Source organism: Luteipulveratus mongoliensis (genome assembly GCF_001190945.1).
Classification (GTDB): Bacteria; Actinomycetota; Actinomycetes; order Actinomycetales; family Dermatophilaceae; genus Luteipulveratus; species Luteipulveratus mongoliensis.
This window is the reverse complement of record NZ_CP011112.1, coordinates 1,068,070-1,087,480: the sequence shown is the minus strand read 5'-3', so window position 1 is coordinate 1,087,480 and position 19,411 is coordinate 1,068,070. Positions and strand designations below refer to the sequence as shown.

Below are 19,411 nucleotides of genomic sequence, written 5' to 3'. Positions count from 1 at the left end.
GAGACCAGGTGCGATCGTCACCGGGTCTCGATACGCCTCCGGTACTTGGGTCGAGTAGAAGCGGAGCTTGCGGAGCCTCGTATCGAGACCCGCTCCGGCTACTCGACCAGCGAGATTGGTTAGCATCGCGTCCTCACATCCGGAAGACGCCGAAGCCGTCGGCGCCTTCCACAGGTCCGCTGGCGATGGCCGACAGGCACAGCCCCAGCACGGTTCGGGTGTCGCGCGGGTCGATGATGCCGTCGTCGTAGAGCCGACCGCTGAGCACCGCCGGCAGCGACTCTGCCTCGATCTGGTCCTCGACGATCTTGCGAATGGCCGCATCGCCTTCTTCGTCATAGGGATTGCCCTTGGCCGCCGCTGACGCTCGCGCCACGATCGACAGCACACCCGCCAGCTGTGCACCACCCATGACGGCTGACTTGGCTGACGGCCAGGCGAAGAGAAAGCGCGGGTCGAACGCCCTGCCGCACATGCCGTAGTGGCCCGCGCCGTACGACGCACCCATCAGCACCGAGATGTGCGGGACCTTCGAGTTGGAGACCGCGTTGATCATCATCGCGCCGTGCTTGATGATGCCGGCCTGCTCGTACTCCGCACCCACCATGTAGCCGGTCGTGTTGTGCAGGAAGAGCAGCGGCGTGCTGCTCCGGTTGGCGAGCTGGATGAATTGCGTTGCCTTCTGGGCCTCTTCGCTGAACAGGACGCCCCGTGCATTAGCCAGGATGCCCACCGGATAGCCGTGCACCTGAGCCCAACCGGTGACCAGGCTCGACCCGTAGAGCGCCTTGAACTCATCGAAGTCCGAGCCGTCGACGACCCGTGCGATGACCTCGCGCGGGTCGAACGGCACCTTGAGGTCGCCGGGCACGACACCGAGCAGGTCATCGTCGTCGTACGCCGGAGCCGTCACCTCCGCGCTCGGCGCCGGCCCCTCCTTGCGCCAGTTGAGCCGGGCCACGATCCGTCGCCCGATACGGAGGGCATCATGCTCATCGGCGGCGAAGTAGTCGGCGAGTCCTGAGGTGCGAGAGTGCATCTCGGCGCCACCGAGCGACTCGTCGTCCGCGTCCTCGCCGGTCGCCATCTTGACCAGTGGCGGTCCCGCCAAGAAGACCTTGGACTGCTCCTTGATCATCACCACGTGGTCGGACATGCCCGGGATGTACGCACCGCCGGCGGTCGAGTTGCCGAAGACGATGGCGATGGTCGGAATGCCGTCGGCGGACAGCTGGGTCAGGTCGCGGAAGGCCCGACCGCCCGGAATGAAGATCTCCTTCTGCGTCGGCAGGTCAGCGCCACCGGACTCGACCAGGGAGATCACCGGGAGTCGGTTCTGTCGAGCAATGTCGTTGGCACGTGCGCCTTTTCGCATGGTCCAGGGGTTGCTGCTGCCACCCTTGACGGTCGGGTCGTTGGCGACGATGAGGCACTCGACGCCCTCGACCACACCGATGCCGGTGATGATGCTGGCCCCGACCGCGAAGTCCGAGCCCCATGCGGCCAGCGGCGACAGCTCGAGGAAGGCGGTGTCCGGATCGAGGAGCAGCTCGATCCGCTCGCGGGCGAGGAGCTTGCCGCGCGCGTGGTGGCGGTCGACGTACTTCTCGCCGCCTCCCGCAAGAGCCTTCGCGTGCTCGTCCGAGAGCTCGTCGAGCTTGGCCAGCATCGCGTCCCGATTGCCCTGGTAATCAGGCGAACTCGTGTCCACTGCTGTCTTCAACAGAGTCATGAATCTCCGTCCCCTTCGCCGCTGGTCGAGTAGCCCGGAGCCTCCGCGGCGTTGGTCGAGTAGCCCGGAGCCTCCGCGGCGTTGGTCGAGTAGCCCGGAGCCTCCGCGGCGTTGGTCGAGTAGCCCGGAGCGCTAGCGGAGGGCGTATCGAGACCGGGTGAGGTCTGGGGAGACTCCGCGGACGCGGCGGTGGTGGTCTCGATACGGCTCGCCCTTGGGGGCTCGCCTACTCGACGGGCGATCTCGTCGTCGTCGTTGAGGAGCATGTCGAGGATGTCGACGTGGCGGGAACGCAGCCACTCGCCCAGCGCTTTCGCCTGCGGGTCGAACCTCACCTGCGATGCCACCCCTTGGCCGAGGATGCCCTCGACCACGAAGTTGACCGCGCGCAGGTTGGGCAGCAGATGCCGGGTCACCGAGAGCTCGCGCACCTCGGGCAACAGCTCCCGCAGCAGGTCGACCGTCAGCGCACCGGACAGCCACAGCCAGGCGCGGTGATCGCGCACCCACACACCGATGTTGGCGTCCCCGCCCTTGTCCCCGCTCCGTGCACCGGCGATGAGGCCCAGTGGCAGTCGCGTGGTCGATCCCATGATCCACTCGTCGCTCGGGGGCTCCTCGACGTCCGCGAGCGCGAGCGTCTGCTCGCTCGGAGCGACCGACACCTCGGTGCCGTCAGCAAGGACCGCAAAGTGCGGAACCTCTTGAGCAGCAACGAATCCCGCCGTGAACACTCCGTACGGCGACGCGTCGGCGGGCGGCGCGGTCAGGTGGAATCCCGGATAGCTGCCCAGTGCCAGCTGCACAGCAGCGTTGGAGAACGAGCGACCCACGGCCTTCTGGTCGTCACCCCGGACGACGCAGCGCAGCAGGGCGCTCGCGGTCTCCTCCTCGGGTGCATCCGCCTTGTCCGTGCGCGCCAACGTCCAGACCGCGCCTTCGGGCAGCGCCGGCGCGAGCTGCTGCTTCACCAAGTTCGCCTTGGCCTCGATGTCGAGCCCGGTCAGCACGAACGTGACTTCGTTGCGGAAGCCGCCGAGCGAGTTGAGCGACACCTTGAGGTCTGGAGGCGGTGCCTCACCGCGGACTCCGGAGAGTCGTACGCGATCGGGTGCCTCCTGCTCGAGCTGCACCGAGTCCAGGCGAAGAGTGACGTCCGGGCCGGCGTACCGAGCGCCGGTGACCTCGTAGAGCAGCTGAGCGGTGACGGTGTCGACGGTGACCGCACCGCCGGTGCCGTCGTGCTTGGTGATGACGCTTGACCCGTCTGCCGAGATCTCCGCGATCGGGAAGCCCGGCTGCTGCAGGTCCTCGATCTCGCGGAAGAACGCGAAGTTGCCGCCCGTCGCCTGGGTGCCGCACTCGATCACGTGACCGGCCGCGACAGCACCGGCGAGAGCGTCGAATTCGTCGCGCTGCCAACCGAAGTGGGCCGCTGCGGGTCCGACGATCACGGATGCGTCCGTCACCCGACCGGTCACGACGACGTCGGCGCCGGCGTTGAGGCACTCGACGATGCCCCAGGCGCCGAGGTAGGCGTTGGCGGCGAGCGGCGTACCGAGACCGAGCTCGTCGGCGCGCGCGGTGAGGTCGTCACCCTCAACATGCGCAACCTTCGCGTCGAGGCCGAGGTCGGCTGCAGTTGTCCGGACCGCAGAGGCGAGACCACGCGGGTTGAGGCCGCCGGCATTGGTGACGATCTTGACGCCGCGGTCGAGCGCGAGCCCGAGGCAGTCCTCCATCTGGCGCAGGAACGTCTTGGCGTAGCCGAGGGACGAGTCCTTCATCCGATCGCGCGCCAGGATGAGCATGGTCAGCTCGGCGAGGTAGTCGCCGGTCAGGACGTCGAGCTCCCCGCCCTCGAGCATCTCGCGCATCGCGCTGAACCGGTCGCCGTAGAACCCCGACGCGTTGCCGATCCGAATCGGCTGCGATGTCATGCGAACTGCCCCGGCCGCCGGCCCTGCCCGGGCGCGCCGGCGAAGGCCTGCGCGATGTCCAGCCAGGACTGCGCCGCCACACCCTCGGCGACCACGGCCAGGTCGTCGGGGTGGCGGCGCTGGGTGACGAGCAGACAGAAGTCGAGCGCCGGCCCGGCCACACGCTCTCCGGCATCGGGCGGCCCCCACGTCCACGTCTCGCCATCGGGTGCGGTCAGCTCGACGCGGAACTCCTCCGCCGGCGGCACCTGCTGACGCGTGTGGAACGCGAAGTCGCGCGTCCTGACACCGATGTGCGCGACATTGCGCAGCCGCGCCGTCGGCGTACGCGTGACGTCGAGCGCATCAGCCACGTCCTGGCCGTGCGCCCAGGTCTCCATGAGCCGCGCCGTGATCATCGAGGCCGGGCTCATCTCCGGGCCGAACCACGGGAGCTTGGTGCCCGCCCCAGCCGCCGCGCCGAGCGCATCGGCGAGCTGCTTGCGGCCGGTACGCCATCGGCCCAGCAGCGCGGACGGCGGCGTCCCGGCACCTTGAGCGGCGCCTTCGTCGACTGGTTGGCGGCCGGCCTCGTACGCCGCGATCTGGTCACGGAGGTAGGGCCCGCTGAACTCATCGGGGTCGGTCGCGGCCAGCAACGCCGACTGATCGGTCCACGCGAGATGCGCGATCTGGTGGGCGATCGTCCAGCCCGGCGCCGGCGTCGGCTGCTGCCAGGCGGCCGCGTCGAGGGGCGCGACGAGGCGCTCGAGGTCCTCGCTCTCGTCGTGCAGGTCGGCGAGCAGCGCTACAACATCCGCCATCGGGATCCCTCTCCTGAGCAGGTGAGACGAGCCTCGCAGCGCCGCCATCAAAAAGCAAGCAGTCCTGCTTGTTTTTGTCGGGATGCGCTCCTTACGAGTGGTCGCTCAGCGGGGAGAGGCGAGGCCTAGGCGTACGACGAGGCCCGGGCGACGTCGTACGTCACCCGGGCCTCGCGAGATCGGCTCAGTGATCTCGATACGGCCGGCGCGCCCGAGGGCTGTACTCGGGCGGCGCCGGCACGATCAACGCGTGCTGATCAGCCGCCGTAGAGGGCGCGGACGCCCTCACCGTCCATCTGACTGAAGGACAGGTCGGACGAGCTGCCGTTGCACTGCGGGTAGTGCATGATCGACGCCGAGTCGTACGGCGTCAGCTCACGCCAGTTGTTGTCCTCGAAGCAGGTGCCGGCCTCGGGACGGGTGTGCTCGTGCCGGAAGCCGAGGGTGTGGCCCAGCTCGTGGCCGAGGATGTTCGACGGCGTCCACGAACCCGAGGACCAGATCGAGGCGTCGACCAGGACGTTGCGCTCGGACTTCGGCGAGCTGGGGAAGAACGCGCGAGCAATGTACTGGCCACCTGAGTCGACCGGCTCGACCGAGAACAGGACGTTGCTGTTGCTGGTGTTACAGCTGCCGTCCTGGCTCGAGTCGTACTTGAAGTCGATGGCCGGGGACGCGTTCTCCCAGTTGCCGCCACCGCCCTCCATCGCCGCCACGATGTCGGCCTTGCGGTCACCGAAGGCGTCGCTGACGCAGTAGGTCAGGTTGCCGAGCGTCCCGGCGTCCCACACGTCATCGGCGCCGCCGACGGTGTTGACGATGAGGCTGGCCTGCTTGCCACCGCTGCTCTCCCCGACCATCCGGTCGTAGTACGCCTTCAGGTGGGCGAGGTCTCCGACCGGCTCGTCACCGTTGACGATGTAGACGCCGTGGTCGAAGACCGTCGCGGCCTTGAACTCCTGGAACGTCGGGACTTCCCGGTTGATCTCCTTGGCCTGAGCCGAGCCAGCACCCGCCAGACCGGTTGAGGCGGCCAGGACAGCAGCCGCGAGCACAACCTTTGTCGTTCTGCGCTTCATGGTGATCTCCTCCGAGTGGGCGCGCCGCGCAGGGGTGATGCGGCGCTCTGCGGAGTCTCACGGCGAGTTGCTCAGGCCGTGATCAACACCGCGCACAAAGACATCCAACGTTTCCCCAACTTCGCCAGATGCCCTTAAAAACGCTGCGCCAGGTCATGACATGTGTCATGGGCTGCCGCCGCGCATCGGCCCTAGCGTCCCGAACGCCCCTGTCCGCCGCCCGGTCGGAGACTGCCTGATGCGCGCCCTGCCCTACGTCGAACCCACCCTCGGACGTGACTACTGGGTGGTGGACGACGTGCTCCCGGATGCGCAGGTCGTACGCGATCGTTGCGTCGCGAAGAAGACCTGGCAACGCGGCGCGCCCTACACGGACGAGGTCTGGCCCGGGATGCGCGCGATCCCGTGCCTCGAGCCGGACGAGCTGGAGGTCGTGGAGTCCCGCGTCCGCGAGCTGACCGGCGTCGATCGCCTCTGGGTGCAGGAGACGCCGGGCGGTGGCCGGCTCAACCACAACTGTGTCCAGCTGGTCGGCGAGCGCGAGGGTCACGTCAAGCCGCACGCCGACTCGCGCAACCTGTGCCGGTTCGCAGCCGTGCTCTACCTGACGCCCGATGCGCCCGAGGATGCCGGCACCGCCTTCTACCGGCAGCGCATGCCCGACGGCGAGCTGGCCGGCAACATCGTGGTCGCGCCGCATCAGAACCTCGTGGACGCCTTTGGCACCAGGTTCGTACCACCGGACACCTTCGTCGAGGACCTTCGCGTCGGCAACAAGTTCAACCGGCTGCTGCTCTACAAGGCCAACCTGGTGCACAGCGCGACGGCCTACTGCGGCACCCACCCGTTGCAGCGGCGCATGACGGCGGTCTTCTTCTGGATGGCCGACGTCGAGTAGCCCGCGACCTACGGGCCCGTAGGCTGGGAGTGCCAGGGTTCCCGAGCTGAGGACGTCCATGCCCGCCGATGCGTCGTACGCCGATGGGTCGTCGTCCGCCGATGTCGCCGTCGTCGGGGCCGGGCCCAACGGGCTCGCCGCGGCTGTCACCCTCGCCCGCGCGGGGCTGAGCGTTGATGTCCTGGAGCGCAACTCGTACGCCGGTGGTGGCGCCAGCACGCGCGAGATCACTCTCCCCGGCTACCGGCACGACCTCGCGTCGGCGGTCCACCCGATGGCGTTGGCATCGCCGTTCTTCCGGGCGTTCGAGCTGGAGCAGCGGATCGAGCTCGCGGTGCCCGAGCTGTCGTTCGGTCACCCGCTGCCTGACGGTCGCGTCGGCAAGGCCTGGCACAGCCTGGCCCGCACAGCCGACGGTCTCGGCAGGGACGGCCGCGCCTACCGCCGCCTCTTCGGACCCATGCTGGAGCATGTCGATGAGGTCAATGACTTCACGACCCAGTCGTTGATCGGAATCCCCGAAAGCATTTGGGCTGCAACGATTTTCGGTCTCCGTACGCTGGAGCAAGGCTCTCCCGTATGGAACGCCCGCTTCCGCGAGGACATCGCGCCGGCTCTTCTCACCGGCGCGGCAGCGCACATCATCGGCCGGCATCCGCGGCTCTCGATGGCCGGCGGCGGACTCGCCCTCACGCTCAACGCCCACGCGCGCGGCTGGCCGGTGCCGATCGGTGGCTCCCAGTCGATCTCGGACGCCCTCGTCGCGGACCTGACGGCCCACGGCGGGCGCGTCCTCACAGGAGTCGACGTGACGTCGTACGCCGATGTCGCGGGCTACGGGACGGTCCTCCTCGACACCTCCACGAGCGTGCTCGCGCAGATCCTCGGTGACCGCGCGCCGGAGCGTTATCGCAAGGCGCTGCAACGCTTTCGGCACGGCAACGGTGCATCCAAGGTCGACTTCGCACTCAGTGGTCCGGTGCCGTGGACGGATCCTGACCTCCGTCGTACGCCGACCGTGCACCTCGGCGGGACCCGGGCCCAGATCGCTGCCGCCGAGGCCGAGGTGGCGCGCGGTCGGGTCCCCACGCATCCCTATGTCCTGGTGACTCAGCCGAGCGTCATCGACCCGACGCGCGCGCCCGAGGGCCACGCCGTGCTGTGGGCCTACGCCCATGTGCCCTACGACTCCCCCGTCGACATGACCGAGGCGATCACGGCGGCGGTCGAGCGCTACGCCCCGGGGTTCCGCGACCTTGTCCTCGCATCGACCGCGACACCCGCATCAGAGCTGCACACGGTCAGCCCCAACTTCGCCGGAGGCGACTTCGCCACGGGTGCCGTCAATCTCGTACAGATGCTGAAACGGCCTGTCGTGTCGACACATCCGTGGCGCACTCCGGTCGAGGGCGTCTATCTCGCGTCGTCGGCAACAACGCCCGGACCGTCGGTGCACGGCCTGGCGGGTTGGTACGCCGCCCGGCTGGCTCTGCAGGAACGATTCGGCCTCGAGTCGCCTGACCTCGGCCCCGCAGACGCCTGAGCTTCAAGCGTCGAAGACGCGTGAGGATCCGGTCGACCGATGCGTCACGCATGAAGACGAAGTCGGCGCCGACCATCGCCAGCGAGAACAGTCCGAGTCCGAGGAGGACGGCTATCCCCGCATGCAGCGCGACCATCGAGGCCACGACCAGGAAGCGCGTACGCCAGTAGGCCATGAGCACGGGGACCACCAGCTGGATGGCAACGGCACCCCATGACATCAGGATCACCATCGGGCCGACCTGACCCAGGACGTGTCCGAGCTCGGGCCACGGTGACAGGTAGTCCGCGTGCAGCGGGTAGTAGATCGCTGACCCATCCCGCCACATCGGGCCTCGGACCTTCGCCAGCCCGGCCATCACGTAGATGATCGACAGCTGGCCGCAGATCAGCGCAACGGCGGTGTTGTGCAAGGGAACTCGCCAGGACCTCGGCAACAGCCCGCGACGCAGACCGGCGTCCTGGCCGTGCTCGATCACCCGTCCGCGCCGAGTTGCGATCCATCGGTCGACACTCACGCGCTGCGAGGTGTCAGCCAGGCAGAGGTAGAGCATCAGGATGCGGAAGACGATGTCCTCCGTGTCGGACGATGTCGGGCCGAGCGCGATCAGGCTGGTCGAGGCGCAGAACACGGCGAGGGTTGACCACCGGCTGAACAGGCCGACAGCCATCAGGACGCCGCACCCACCGAGCACGAGGAGTTTGACCGTCAGGAGGACGCCATGATCTCCCGCAGCGAAGAAGCCGAAAGGGAAGACAGGCCACGGGGATTCGTTCCTGTAGGGCTGGGTCCAGGAGGAACCCGCACCCCAGAAGAACTCGCGGTCCGTGAAGTTCACTGCGACCAGGAGCACGGTGTAGATGCCGTAGATGATCCGCGCTACCGCGGTGCCCCAGAGTGCGTGCGGTGCTTTGGACATCCAAAGCACCGCTCGGTTCCCGGGCGAATCTTCTTGCATGTCAGCCGGTTTCATCGACCGGGACTCGGGGCAGGCTGCGAGATCGTCCTCCGTGATCTCGTCGTCAGTGCGGACCGTAGGCAACCGGTAGCGCACTTGCCCAGGGCTCAGGGCGTGCATCGCGTCGTCCCGTAGAGGTCAGAGACCGGCTTCTGCTCCTGCTTTCCGACCGCGTGGGCCGTACGCCAGCCGCTGGTCCAGGTCTCCACTCGCGGACTGGCATCCGGACGATCTCGATCGGCGAACGGCACCGTGTGGGTGTCCCGGATCCGTACTTGGGTGGCATCAACGCGACCCCAGCGCGCCGTGGCGACCTGTCCAGCGAAGGCGGACATCGCGCGGTCGTTCTTGCCGAACCGAGCCGCGGCGGCCGGCAGGTCGGCGTACGAGCCTCGGTAGTGCTTCACCAGCTGGAAGGTGGTGAGGTAGCGACGGTTGGGCACGGAATGGTGACGGATCGCGGAGTCGACATCGCACGCTGACACGTCGAACCATGGCGTGACACGCCCGTCGGCGGTCCGGCCGCGGACGAGGAGCGAGGTGTTCACGCTCACCGGATCCGGAGCGAAGACCGACCACGTCTGCTTGAACACCGGCTCCATGTAGGCGGTCAGCACACCGCGAGCCGGCGCCGGCAGAGGCAACGGGCGAGCGACGTACAGCGCAGTGGCGGCCAGGTGGGCCGCAATCAGCGCCAGCAGCACACCGGCGATGCGCTGTCGCCGCATATCGGTCGACGTCATAGCAGGCCTCCCCCGAGATCCCGTTTCCGTGGATCCAGGATCGGCGGCCCAGGTCACTCGATCTACGGGACTGCGTCGGAGACGACGGTCGGTGGTCCTACGACCAAGTCGGAGCCCGGCGGCGGTCTGACAGGATCGGCCCGTGGCACACGCTGACGAACCCCACGACGAGAGCCTCTCCGGCCGGCTCAACTGGCTGCGTGCAGGTGTCCTGGGCGCCAATGACGGCATCGTCTCGGTCGCCGGCATCGTGGTCGGCGTCGCCGGGGCCTCCTCGGACCGGACCGCGATCCTCGTCGCGGGCATCGCCGGCCTCACGGCGGGTGCGATGAGCATGGCCGTCGGCGAGTACGTCTCCGTCAGCACCCAGCGCGACAGCGAGAAGGCGATGCTCGCCCTCGAGCGGCGCGAGCTGCGAGAGATGCCGCGCGAAGAGCTGGACGAGCTGACGCAGATCTATCAGGACAAGGGACTGGACGCCGAGCTCGCCCGCGAGGTCGCCGTCGAGCTGACCAAGAAGGACGCGTTGGCCGCGCACGCCGATGCCGAGCTCGGGATCGACCCGGATGACCTCACCAACCCGTGGCACGCCGCGCTTGCGTCGTTCGTCGCGTTCACGGTCGGCGCGCTGCTGCCGCTGGTCGCCGTCCTCGTACCGCCGCCGTCCTGGCGAGTGCCGGTCACGTTCGTCGCCGTACTGGCCGCGCTCGCGCTGACCGGCCATGTCAGCGCCAGGATGGGCAGCGCCCGCCCCTGGCCCGCCGTCGTACGCAATCTCCTCGGAGGTGCCGCCGCCATGGCGATCACCTTCGCCATCGGCAACCTCGTCGGAAGGTCCGTTTGATGTCTGAACTCCCCTCCTGGGCAAAAGGACTCGGTCTCCAGCAACACCCCGAGGGAGGCTGGTTCGTCGAGACCTACCGTCACGCCTCGACGTTCGAGCCTGAGGGGTACGACGGTCCGCGCGCCTACGCGACCGGCATCCTGTTCCTGCTGCTGCCGGGCGAGGAGTCGCGCTGGCACCGGGTCACGTCCGACGAGCTGTGGATGCACCACCGCGGCGGCCCGCTCGAGCTCACCCTTGGCGGCGACGGCGAGTCGCCCTCGACAACCTCGACGACGCGCCTCGGTGCCGACTACCCCGGCGGCGAGGTCGCCCAGTCGCTCGTGCCCGGCCGCCACTGGCAAGCCGCGCGGCCGCTGTCGGACGAGCCGGTCCTGGTCAGCTGCGTCGTCTCCCCCGGCTTCGACTTCTCCGACTTCACCCTGCTCGACTAACAACCGCGGCCGACGGGTCTCGATACGGCTCGGCTAGCGCCTCGCCTACTCGACCAGCGGTGATGGGAGGTTGGCCTCGATGGCGGCGGTGACCTCGGCGGCCTCGGGCTCGGTCGTCGGACGGAAGCGCGCCACGACCTCACCGGCGGGCGAGATCAGGAACTTCTCGAAGTTCCACTGGATGTCGCCGGCCTCGCCGTCAGCGTCCTTGGTCTGCGTCAGCTCCTGGTAGACCGGGTGCCGGTCGTCGCCGTTCACATCGACCTTCTCCATCAGCGGGAACGTCACGCCATAGCTCGTCGAGCAGAACGTCTGGATCTCCTCCGCGCTGCCCGGCTCCTGCCCACCGAACTGGTTGCAGGGGAAACCGACGACGGTCAGCCCGCGGTCGGCGTACTTCTCCTGCAGCCGCTCGAGGCCGCCGTACTGCGGAGTCAGCCCACACTTGGAGGCGACGTTGACGACGAGAAGCGCGCGACCGGCGTACGCACCGAGGGTCGTCGGCTGGTCTTCGAGGGACTTGAGAGGAATGTCGTAGAGGCTCACGAGGCCAGGCTAGTTCGGGGATAGCGTCATGACATGACTGAGACCACCCGTACGCCTGCCCCGGCCCTTCCGCCCGTCGTGTCCGAGGAGGAGTGGGCCACCGCCCGTGCCGACCTGCTGACGGCGGAGAAGGAGCTGACCCACGCGCTCGACGCCCTCGCGGCCCGCCGCCGTCGGATGCCAATGGTGAAGGTGGAGAAGTCCTACACCTTCACCTCGCCGGACGGGCCGGTCACGTTGCTCGAGCTGTTCGGGGACAAGCACCAGCTCGCCGTCTACCAGTTCATGAACAACGGGCCGGACAACTTCTGCCCCGGGTGCACCAACTTCACCAACCAGGTGGTGTTTCTCAAGGGGCTGGCCGACCAAGGCGTCGCCTGGCGGACGATCTCCGACATGCCGTTGGAGCAGATGACGGGGTACTGGCAGGAGAAGGGCTGGACGGTGCCGTACGCCTCGTCGGCCGGTACGACGTTCGCTGCCGACTGCGTGGGGCACGGCGGCTTCCAGCTCACGATGTTCCTGCGGGACGGGGAGGACGTGTACCGCACCTACACGACCGGCTCGAGGGGCGTGGACCGCATCATGTTCGAGCAGAACATCCTCGACCTGGCACCGTACGGCCGGCAGGAGGGCTGGGAGGACTCCCCCGAGGGTTGGCCGAAGGGCGAGTGACAAGGCCCCCGACTTATGCTCGCTGAAGTGTCAATGTCGACCTAGGAGCCTGGCCAGGATGCGCGAGTACCGACAGTTCTACATCGGCGGCGAGTGGATCGATCCCACTCAGCCGCAGTCACACGACGTGGTCAACCCGGCCACCGAGCAGGTCGCCGGGCAGATCTCGCTCGGTTCCGCGGCCGATGTCGACAAGGCCGTCGCGGCGGCCCGGCAGGCCTTCGAGTCGTACTCCCAGACCACGGTCGAGCAGCGCGGCGAGCTCTTCTCCGCGATTCTCGGTGAGTACAAGAAGCGCGCGGAGGACCTGGCAGCAGCGGTCACGGAGGAGATGGGCGCACCGGCCAAGCTGTCCGCGACCGCGCAGGTCGGGATGGGCCTCGGCCACCTCGCGACCGCGGCGAAGGTGCTCAAGGACTACCCGTTCGAGGAGGACCGTGGCACCACCCGCATCCTTCGCGAGCCGGTCGGGGTCTGCGCGTTCATCACGCCATGGAACTGGCCGCTCAACCAGATCACCTGCAAGGTGGCGCCGGCCCTGGCGACGGGTTGCACGATGGTGCTGAAGCCGTCGGAGGAGGCGCCCTTCTCGGCGTACATCCTGGCCGAGATCCTTGACGCCGCAGGCGTGCCCGCGGGTGTCTTCAACCTCGTCAACGGCGACGGGCCGACCGTCGGTGCCGCCCTCGCCGGGCACGACCTGGTCGACATGATCTCGATCACCGGCTCGACCCGCGCCGGCGTCGAGGTGGCCCGCGCGGCCGCTCCCACGGTGAAGCGAGTGCACCAGGAGCTCGGCGGCAAGTCGCCCAACATCATCCTCGACGACGACGCGTTCGCGAAGGGCGTCAAGATCGGCGCCGCCGGCGTGTGGTCCAACTCAGGACAGTCGTGCAACGCCCCGACCCGCATGATCGTCCCGGCCGCGCGCATGGACGAGGCGGCCTCGATCGCGAAGGCATCCGCGGAGAAGGTCACGGTGGGTGACCCGACAGGTGACGTGAAGATGGGCCCGGTCGTGTCCGAGGCGCAGTTCACCAAGATCCAAGGGCTCATCCAGAAGGGCATCGACGAAGGCGCAACACTAGCCGCCGGCGGAACCGGACGGCCGGATGGGCTGGACACCGGGTTCTATGTGAAGCCAACGGTTTTCGCCAATGTCAACAACGAGATGACCATCGCGCGCGAGGAGATCTTCGGCCCGGTCCTCGTGATCCTGCCGTACGACTCGGTCGAGGACGCGATCGCGATCGGCAACGACACCCCGTACGGCCTCGCGGCGTACGTCTCGGGCGCCGACCAGGACGCCGTGCGTGCCGTGGCGTCGAAGCTGCGCGCCGGACAGGTCAACCTCAACGGAGCCCCTGTCGACCTCAACGCGCCGTTCGGCGGCTACAAGCAGAGCGGCAACGGACGCGAGTGGGGAGAGACCGCGTTCGCGGACTTCCTGGAGACCAAGGCGGTCATCGGTTACACCCCGGCTCCGGTGGAGGGCTGAGGTGGCCGTAGTCACGCTCGTCCCGTTGCCGGCGGAGGCGTACGACGACTGGTTCGCCCAGGTGCTCGACCGTGCGGTGCCCACTCGCTACCTCGGTCAGACCGGCGACGAGGAGAGCGCACGCGCGTTGGCGGAGAAGAACTTTCGGGCGTCTCTGCCGGAAGGCCTCGCGACGCCGCGGGCGCATGTCGTCCACGTTGCGGGCGCCGACGGGTCGCTGATCGGGTCGCTCTACTGGCGCCAGTCGAGCGACCTGCGTGAGGCGTCCGTGGGCGATGTGCACCTCGACGACCTCTCAGTCGCCGGAGAAGTGCGCTCACTGGTCGAGGCCGAGGCGCGGGCCGCCGGTGCGACGTCGCTGTGGACGTCGCTGGTCCCGGGCGACTCGTCTCGGGCCGCCTTCGCAGACGGCGGCGGCTTCGAGTCGAAGGCGACCAACATGGCGATCGACCTGAGGGGCGATCCAGTTCATGATGATGGCCGAATCACGTTGCAGCCCATGACTTCTCAGCAGTTTGACGACTTTATGTCCGAGCAGCGGTCCTCCTACGTCGAGACTCGTGTACAGATGGGCGAGTCGCCCGAGCTCGCCCGGGAGATCGCTGACACTCAGTTCGCGGCACTCGTGCCCGACGGTCTCAACAGCCCGGGCCAGCGGTTCTGGACGGCGTACGACGGCGACACGACTGTCGGCACGCTGTGGATCGATGACTCCCAACCCCGGGCGTTCGTCTACGACGTGATCGTGGACGAGGCTCAGCGGCGCAAGGGTTACGGTCGCTCGATCATGACGGCCGGTGCTCGCTGGTGCCAGGAGAACGGGTCAATCAGCTTGGGGCTCAACGTCTTTGGTCACAACAACGGCGCACGAGCGCTGTACGACCAGCTCGGCTACGTCATCACCGAGGACGGGCTGGCTAAAGATCTATGAACCCTGGCGTCGGCGTGATCGGTGTCGCCCGGTGGCGTGGGCTGCTCGCCCTGGTCGGGCTGGCGCCGCGTCAGGTGCTGATCCAGTAGCGGCAAACCTCCGGGGCCGACGTCGGCTCCAGAACCCCGCCCAGGCGCTCGATGGTCTTGCGAGAAGCCACGTTGTCGCTCCTGCACACGAGGAGCACCCGACTCTCGCCGAGCCTGGCCGCCTCCGTCAGCATCTGGCCGAGCGCCCAGGTCGCCAGCCCTCGACCGCGCGCGGACGGGCGGATCCCGTAGCCGATGTGGCCCAGACGTTGCACCTTCTCGGTCAGGCCGTGTCGGAGCGCGATGCCGCCTACGACTTTTTCGTCCTCCACGATCCAGCGGCAGGTGCAGGGCGCCTTGCCCATGGCGGCTGCGCTGGCCGGATCAGCTTGCGCGACAAGGCGATCGACCCAGTCAGCGAAGCCGGCCGCGGACTCCACATCGTCGTCCGGCCCCACGCCGAAGCCGTCTTCGTGGGTGCCCGGACCCCACTCGTGGTGCGCCTCGAGCCAGGCGACGTGGAGATCGGCACGCGGGGCGACAAGCTGAAGCATCTCTGCACCTTATGGACTCCGTGGACACGGTCGGCCAGCACTCGCGCGACCGCTGGCGCACCGACGTACAGCGCTTGGTCAAGTGGCTGCGTCGGTCGCCGCGGGCCGTGGCCTGCGCCCGGTCGCTGTCATGGGCCGCGGCTCGCAACGGTCATGGTCTCGGCCCGATCGCTTGTGCTGGTGGTCCGATGCCATCGGACAGCGAAGGGCGTGACGGTGGCGGTCAGGTTGTCGCGGTGGACGATGGTGTGGTGGCGGCGGCAGAGCAGGGCTGAGTTCAGCAGGCTGGTGCGGCCTCCGGCGTACCAGGGTTGGACGTGGTGGACCTCGCAGAAGCTGGGTGGCCGATCACATCCGGGGAAGGTGCAGCACCGGTCTCGGGCCACGACCGCGGTGCGTAGTCCGTCCTTGACCAGGCGTTGCTCCCGGCCGACGTCCAACGGTTCAGAGCGTGATCCCAGGACCATCGGGATGATGTCCGCGTCGCAGGCCATCCGCCGGATCGTGCCGGCATCGATCGTGTCACCCAGACTCGTCACCCCGAGCCCGCCCGATCCGCCGCCACCGGCACCCGATCTGGTCCCGGCGCTAGAACGGTCGGCGCTGGTGTGTCCTGCGCCGGCAGCCCTGGTCCGAGCGTGCTCAGCGCGCAGGTCATCCAAGCCCATGGTGACCACGAGCTTGGTCGTGGACCCGTGCGAGGTCGAGGTGTCCGCCGACTCAGCCAGGTTCAGCAGGTCCATGAACGCGTCCGCGCGCCGTTTACCCGGACTCCGCGGATCCGGAGAAGACGTGCCCGTGTCCGGGTCAACCACCGGCTGGGGTGCAGCACCCGCCTGGACCGCAGCAACCAACCGCGCCGCGTTTCCCGGCGCCAGATCCACGATGAACCGCCGCAACCCACCCGGCAGATCCGACCACGACAACTCCTCGACCCGCTCCAACGCCGCGTCCTGATCCTCAAGCCGGTCACCGGCATACGTCGCGACCAACCACCGCGACAGATGCCGCAGCTCCCTAGCACCACCACCAGCCGCGGCCACCTGCACGAAGTACGCCAGACACTCCTGGCGGGCGAAACCCGGCAGCACCGGCAGGATCTTGCCCAGCTCCCGCAGACTCACCTGCGCCGCCCGTGCACTACACGCCCCGGCCGCGACCGCCTCCCGCAGCAGCACGTTGTCGGGCTGATTCACAGCAGCAGCAACAGTCGCGACCCGCGACGCCTCACCCGGCTCAAGGCGGCCCGCATGCGCAGCAACCCACTGCGCCGGGCTGGCCGCCTGCGACTCCCGCACCACACCCCGCTCCAACGCCTCAGCGGTGGCCATCACCACACACGCCTGCACCCGATCACTCAAGGCACCCAGCAGCTCCACCAACGGCGCCAGATCCGCCGAGCCGACCTGATGCAACGCCGACGGCAACCCCTCCAACGCAACCACCGCGGCAGCAGCCGCAGACACCGCATCAGCCGCCGGCCCCGGCGGCACCCGAGACACCAAGGACTCCCCCGGCAGCGACTCGCTGTCCGGGCGCCCATCAGGGTCGTGCGCTGCCTCGCCCATACCGTCGACCGTACAGGTGTTCGCATCGATGCCGCAAGACCGATGGGCGTGAATATTGTTTATTGCCAACATGATTCGCGGCTTCGCGTTATCCACATCCCCCTCCCGTCAGCACGTTCATCCACAGGCTTGACCCCGATCCGCGACATGCTCTGTGGACAACGGAATCCTGGCTTCAGCACAGCCACGGATCGGGGAGAGACATGTTGCAGACGGCAGGAAATAGCGACAGGGAACTGATCGATGGACGAGCGCCAAACGAACGGGCGGCCGCATCGACGCCACCGTCCCCACGCCTCGCGCTCCTCGTCGAGGCGACACACGACCACAGCGTCACCCGCCGTCGACGCCGTCTGATGCTCCTCGATCGTCCGGGCCGGGTCACGTTGATCCGCCCCGAGGGTTCGAGACCCCGAGTTCAGAGGCCTATTCGAACGAGCGAACGGGTACCTGGAAACCACACGACACGCATCAGATCCGTTGCGTCCTTGAACCCGGCCGCTCCTGAGACAGGTAGCGAACCGGGATGCCGTGCTGGGAGGCGTAGACGATCTCCGACTTGGTCGACTCGCCGACATACCCGTCGACGTCGAGCACGTACACGTAGTCGGCTAGGTCGATCTTGCGCTTGTGCAGCTCGTCCAGAGCGACCTTCTCGACCGAGTCGTGCCCCACGCCCTCACCGTGCCCGTGCCCGTGCCCGTGCTGAGCCTTGGCGGACGGATAGAAACCGATGGAGAGCACGATCTCGCCTGCCATGGTCAGGTCGTAGTTGGCCTGCTGGAACGCATCGTGGAACCGGCTGGAGCCACAGAGGCACACGATGGTCGGCCGGGCCTCGGCGTGGAAGATCCGCTGCAGGTCGGTGCTCATGACGTACTCCTCCCCTCGACGTTGCACTGTCCAACGGCGAGCGTCAGCCGTCGACGACGACCTCACTGATCTGCATGACCGGGGTGATGTCGGTGTAGTTGCCGATGTCGCTCATGATCTGCTTCACGTTCGGCCCGAACCCCGCCTGGAACGCATCCAGCGACTCGCTGTAGACGTGGCACATCGCGACGTACGGCGCATCGACTCCCGGCCCGCCCCCACTGACACCGCGGTCGATCGTCCAACGCTCGCATGCCGGGCCGAGCAGCTCGGCGATCATGGGCAGGTGCCGGTCGCGGTAGTAGTCGTGGTCGAACCGCGCCTCCGGTGTCGTCGGGTACATGATGCTCACCTTGATCACGGGACGCTCCTTCGCGCTGGTACGCCGGCCGGCTCGCCCGGGAGCGGGCGAGCCGCTGACCGAGCCGGGCCCACCCTACGCAGGCGAGTCCTCGGACGGATCGAGCGGTCGCAGCACGCAGAACTCATTGCCCTCCGGATCGGCCAGCACGGCCCAACCGCGGTCGGGCTTGCGCAGATCGTTGACCATCGTGGCGCCGAGCCCGAGCAGTCGGTCGACCTCTTCGTCGCGGCTGCGGTCAGTCGGTCGCAGGCAGAGGTGCATCCGGTTCTTGACCGTCTTGGGCTCGGGCACCCTGAGGAAGAGCAGGTAGCGCCCGTCCGGCCCTTCGAGCCCGCACTCCTCGTCGTCAGGAGACTGCTCATCCGGAGGCAGGACGAAGTCCTCGAGGACCTGCGCCCACCACATGGTCTGGGCGTACGGATCTGCTGCGTCGATACAGAAATTCGCGGTGCGCGATGCCATGGCGCGACCCTCCCAGATACCGCCGACAACCGCACCAGGTCCGCCGACAACCGCACCGCGTCCAGCGACAACCGCACGCGATCGAGCGGAGGACCAGCCTCAGAGCCCGTAACGACCCAGGACGTCCCGCATGACCGCGACGATGGCCTGCTGCCGCAGTCGGGGATCAGCGTCGTACACCGGGTCGCTGATGCCGCTCTCACGCACAGACAACCCCTCCCGGATCACCTGGTGGTGCTTCGCGTCCAGCTCGTCGAGCGCCCAGCGACCGGCACCGGACTTCGAGGTGATCCGGCCCGTCTGCAGCACGTGGTGCAGACGGTTGATCCCGAGGACGCACCACTCGCTCGCCCACGACGGGATGGCCTCCGTGAGGACGCCGAGTACCACTGCCTGCCGGCCCCAGTACGCCTCAAGGTTGCCGCGCGTAAATGCCTGCAGCTCCTCAGGATTCGTGTGTACGCCGAGCTGGGCGACCGGCGTACCTCGCATGGTGATCCCCCGCTCAGCGAGCTCCGCCCAGGTGACCGGGTTGGCATCGCCGTGGTGACCGAGCTCGAAGACGTTGTCCAGCACCCCTGGGTACTCGGCGAGGTCGGCTGCCGGCCGGGTCAGGTCGCCTTCGGTGACGTAGATGCCGTCGTACGCCGGCCGCCCGCCGATCGTGGCGAGCTCACCGTGCACTCCGCGCAGGGCCGCGACGACCGCGTCATCGGCCGGCCGGCTCAGCACACCGACGAAGTCGATGTCGCTCCCGGAGAAGAACTCACCCCAGCACAACGACCCGTGGAGGTAGAGCCCGACCAGATCACAACTCGTGCCCGCGAGCGCGGCATCGACCCGCTCAAGCGCATCGTCGACCACCGTCGAGACGGCGGCAGGTACAGAGACAGTTTCGATGACCCCCATGCCTCCACCCTGACACGTGAGCCGCCTG

19 protein-coding genes and 1 pseudogene are annotated in these 19,411 nt (G+C 68.1%); 7 read left to right on the top strand and 13 right to left on the bottom strand.

The genetic code is table 11. The annotated features are described in order from the left end of the window. Positions 1 to 133 precede the first annotated feature (133 nt). The 4 genes from VV02_RS05070 to VV02_RS05055 all read right to left on the bottom strand — a co-directional run bounded on the left by VV02_RS05070 (position 134) and on the right by VV02_RS05055 (position 5,554). Positions 134 to 1,732, bottom strand: a complete 1,599-nt coding sequence (locus VV02_RS05070; RefSeq protein WP_052590275.1) for an acyl-CoA carboxylase subunit beta — start codon at positions 1,730 to 1,732, stop codon at positions 134 to 136. Next, complete coding sequence (locus VV02_RS05065; RefSeq protein WP_083449920.1) at positions 1,729 to 3,672, bottom strand: acyclic terpene utilization AtuA family protein; 1,944 nt, start codon at positions 3,670 to 3,672, stop codon at positions 1,729 to 1,731. Before VV02_RS05065 ends, VV02_RS05070 begins: the two co-directional genes overlap by 4 nt. After that, on the bottom strand, positions 3,669 to 4,475 hold the full coding sequence (locus tag VV02_RS05060; RefSeq protein ID WP_052590274.1) for a TIGR03084 family metal-binding protein: 807 nt from the start codon (positions 4,473 to 4,475) through the stop codon (positions 3,669 to 3,671). The genes VV02_RS05065 and VV02_RS05060 overlap by 4 nt, the downstream gene beginning before the upstream one ends. Positions 4,476 to 4,732: 257 nt before the next feature. After that, the gene (locus VV02_RS05055) at positions 4,733 to 5,554 is read right to left on the bottom strand and encodes a M57 family metalloprotease (RefSeq protein ID WP_052590273.1); all 822 of its coding nucleotides are present in this window, start codon (positions 5,552 to 5,554) and stop codon (positions 4,733 to 4,735) included. Positions 5,555 to 5,792: 238 nt separating this feature from the next. Here VV02_RS05055 and VV02_RS05050 point away from each other — a divergent pair, with 238 nt between their 5' ends. Continuing rightward, a complete protein-coding gene (locus tag VV02_RS05050) occupies positions 5,793 to 6,452 on the top strand; it encodes a DUF6445 family protein (protein WP_052590272.1) in 660 nt (219 codons plus the stop codon). A 58-nt stretch (positions 6,453 to 6,510) separates the two neighbouring features. Further along, the gene (locus VV02_RS05045) at positions 6,511 to 7,995 is read left to right on the top strand and encodes a phytoene desaturase family protein (protein ID WP_052590271.1); all 1,485 of its coding nucleotides are present in this window, start codon (positions 6,511 to 6,513) and stop codon (positions 7,993 to 7,995) included. Between the two features lie 61 nt (positions 7,996 to 8,056). Here the strand turns inward: VV02_RS05045 and VV02_RS27440 are convergent. Next, a pseudogene (locus VV02_RS27440) lies at positions 8,057 to 8,548 on the bottom strand (HTTM domain-containing protein); the annotation flags it as partial. A 512-nt stretch (positions 8,549 to 9,060) separates the two neighbouring features. Next, the gene (locus VV02_RS05040) at positions 9,061 to 9,696 is read right to left on the bottom strand and encodes a DUF5819 family protein (RefSeq protein ID WP_052590270.1); all 636 of its coding nucleotides are present in this window, start codon (positions 9,694 to 9,696) and stop codon (positions 9,061 to 9,063) included. Positions 9,697 to 9,838: 142 nt separating this feature from the next. Between VV02_RS05040 and VV02_RS05035 the strand changes: the two genes are divergently transcribed. Together VV02_RS05035 and VV02_RS05030 are read left to right on the top strand one after the other, a co-directional pair. Next, complete coding sequence (locus VV02_RS05035) at positions 9,839 to 10,540, top strand: VIT1/CCC1 transporter family protein (protein ID WP_052590269.1); 702 nt, start codon at positions 9,839 to 9,841, stop codon at positions 10,538 to 10,540. Next, on the top strand, positions 10,540 to 10,974 hold the full coding sequence (locus VV02_RS05030) for a cupin domain-containing protein (protein ID WP_052590268.1): 435 nt from the start codon (positions 10,540 to 10,542) through the stop codon (positions 10,972 to 10,974). The genes VV02_RS05035 and VV02_RS05030 overlap by 1 nt, the downstream gene beginning before the upstream one ends. A 45-nt stretch (positions 10,975 to 11,019) precedes the next feature. Here the strand turns inward: VV02_RS05030 and VV02_RS05025 are convergent, their stop codons facing one another. After that, entirely contained in the window at positions 11,020 to 11,520 is a 501-nt protein-coding gene (locus tag VV02_RS05025) for a glutathione peroxidase (RefSeq protein ID WP_052590267.1), read from the bottom strand. Between the two features lie 33 nt (positions 11,521 to 11,553). Here VV02_RS05025 and VV02_RS05020 point away from each other — a divergent pair, with 33 nt between their 5' ends. The 3 genes from VV02_RS05020 to VV02_RS05010 are packed head-to-tail and all read left to right on the top strand — an operon-like array spanning position 11,554 to position 14,624. Then, positions 11,554 to 12,195 carry a DUF899 family protein gene (locus VV02_RS05020; protein ID WP_052590266.1) on the top strand — a complete coding sequence of 214 codons (642 nt, stop codon included), beginning with the start codon at positions 11,554 to 11,556 and terminating at the stop codon, positions 12,193 to 12,195. 58 nt (positions 12,196 to 12,253) lie between these two features. Then, positions 12,254 to 13,693 (top strand): aldehyde dehydrogenase family protein, encoded by a 1,440-nt coding sequence (locus VV02_RS05015; protein ID WP_052590265.1) that lies wholly within the window; start codon positions 12,254 to 12,256, stop codon positions 13,691 to 13,693. Between the two features lies 1 nt (position 13,694). After that, the gene (locus tag VV02_RS05010) at positions 13,695 to 14,624 is read left to right on the top strand and encodes a GNAT family N-acetyltransferase (RefSeq protein WP_052590264.1); all 930 of its coding nucleotides are present in this window, start codon (positions 13,695 to 13,697) and stop codon (positions 14,622 to 14,624) included. Between the two features lie 70 nt (positions 14,625 to 14,694). Here VV02_RS05010 and VV02_RS05005 read toward each other — a convergent pair whose 3' ends face one another. The 6 genes from VV02_RS05005 to VV02_RS04980 form a co-directional block, all read right to left on the bottom strand. Further along, the gene (locus VV02_RS05005; protein WP_052590263.1) at positions 14,695 to 15,207 is read right to left on the bottom strand and encodes a GNAT family N-acetyltransferase; all 513 of its coding nucleotides are present in this window, start codon (positions 15,205 to 15,207) and stop codon (positions 14,695 to 14,697) included. A gap of 128 nt (positions 15,208 to 15,335) precedes the next feature. Beyond that, positions 15,336 to 16,775 (bottom strand): HNH endonuclease signature motif containing protein, encoded by a 1,440-nt coding sequence (locus VV02_RS05000; RefSeq protein ID WP_052590262.1) that lies wholly within the window; start codon positions 16,773 to 16,775, stop codon positions 15,336 to 15,338. Positions 16,776 to 17,246: 471 nt separating this feature from the next. Continuing rightward, the gene (locus tag VV02_RS04995) at positions 17,247 to 17,648 is read right to left on the bottom strand and encodes a hypothetical protein (RefSeq protein ID WP_052590261.1); all 402 of its coding nucleotides are present in this window, start codon (positions 17,646 to 17,648) and stop codon (positions 17,247 to 17,249) included. A 43-nt stretch (positions 17,649 to 17,691) separates the two neighbouring features. Continuing rightward, on the bottom strand, positions 17,692 to 18,009 hold the full coding sequence (locus VV02_RS04990; protein ID WP_052590260.1) for an EthD family reductase: 318 nt from the start codon (positions 18,007 to 18,009) through the stop codon (positions 17,692 to 17,694). 75 nt (positions 18,010 to 18,084) lie between these two features. Then, positions 18,085 to 18,474 (bottom strand): VOC family protein, encoded by a 390-nt coding sequence (locus VV02_RS04985; RefSeq protein ID WP_052590259.1) that lies wholly within the window; start codon positions 18,472 to 18,474, stop codon positions 18,085 to 18,087. 99 nt (positions 18,475 to 18,573) lie between these two features. Next, complete coding sequence (locus VV02_RS04980) at positions 18,574 to 19,383, bottom strand: aminoglycoside adenylyltransferase domain-containing protein (protein ID WP_052590258.1); 810 nt, start codon at positions 19,381 to 19,383, stop codon at positions 18,574 to 18,576. Between the last annotated feature and the right edge of the window lie 28 nt (positions 19,384 to 19,411).

Coding starts and splice junctions, on each gene's coding strand:
- VV02_RS05000 (WP_052590262.1), bottom strand. CDS start 16,775: ATGGGCGAGGCAGCGCACGACCCTGATGGGCGCCCGGACAGCGAGTCG.
- VV02_RS04985 (WP_052590259.1), bottom strand. CDS start 18,474: ATGGCATCGCGCACCGCGAATTTCTGTATCGACGCAGCAGATCCGTAC.
- VV02_RS05055 (WP_052590273.1), bottom strand. CDS start 5,554: ATGAAGCGCAGAACGACAAAGGTTGTGCTCGCGGCTGCTGTCCTGGCC.
- VV02_RS05065 (WP_083449920.1), bottom strand. CDS start 3,672: ATGACATCGCAGCCGATTCGGATCGGCAACGCGTCGGGGTTCTACGGC.
- VV02_RS05005 (WP_052590263.1), bottom strand. CDS start 15,207: ATGCTTCAGCTTGTCGCCCCGCGTGCCGATCTCCACGTCGCCTGGCTC.
- VV02_RS04995 (WP_052590261.1), bottom strand. CDS start 17,648: ATGAGCACCGACCTGCAGCGGATCTTCCACGCCGAGGCCCGGCCGACC.
- VV02_RS05015 (WP_052590265.1), top strand. CDS start 12,254: ATGCGCGAGTACCGACAGTTCTACATCGGCGGCGAGTGGATCGATCCC.
- VV02_RS05045 (WP_052590271.1), top strand. CDS start 6,511: ATGCCCGCCGATGCGTCGTACGCCGATGGGTCGTCGTCCGCCGATGTC.
- VV02_RS05060 (WP_052590274.1), bottom strand. CDS start 4,475: ATGGCGGATGTTGTAGCGCTGCTCGCCGACCTGCACGACGAGAGCGAG.
- VV02_RS05050 (WP_052590272.1), top strand. CDS start 5,793: ATGCGCGCCCTGCCCTACGTCGAACCCACCCTCGGACGTGACTACTGG.
- VV02_RS04980 (WP_052590258.1), bottom strand. CDS start 19,383: ATGGGGGTCATCGAAACTGTCTCTGTACCTGCCGCCGTCTCGACGGTG.
- VV02_RS05070 (WP_052590275.1), bottom strand. CDS start 1,732: ATGACTCTGTTGAAGACAGCAGTGGACACGAGTTCGCCTGATTACCAG.
- VV02_RS05040 (WP_052590270.1), bottom strand. CDS start 9,696: ATGACGTCGACCGATATGCGGCGACAGCGCATCGCCGGTGTGCTGCTG.
- VV02_RS05020 (WP_052590266.1), top strand. CDS start 11,554: ATGACTGAGACCACCCGTACGCCTGCCCCGGCCCTTCCGCCCGTCGTG.
- VV02_RS05030 (WP_052590268.1), top strand. CDS start 10,540: ATGTCTGAACTCCCCTCCTGGGCAAAAGGACTCGGTCTCCAGCAACAC.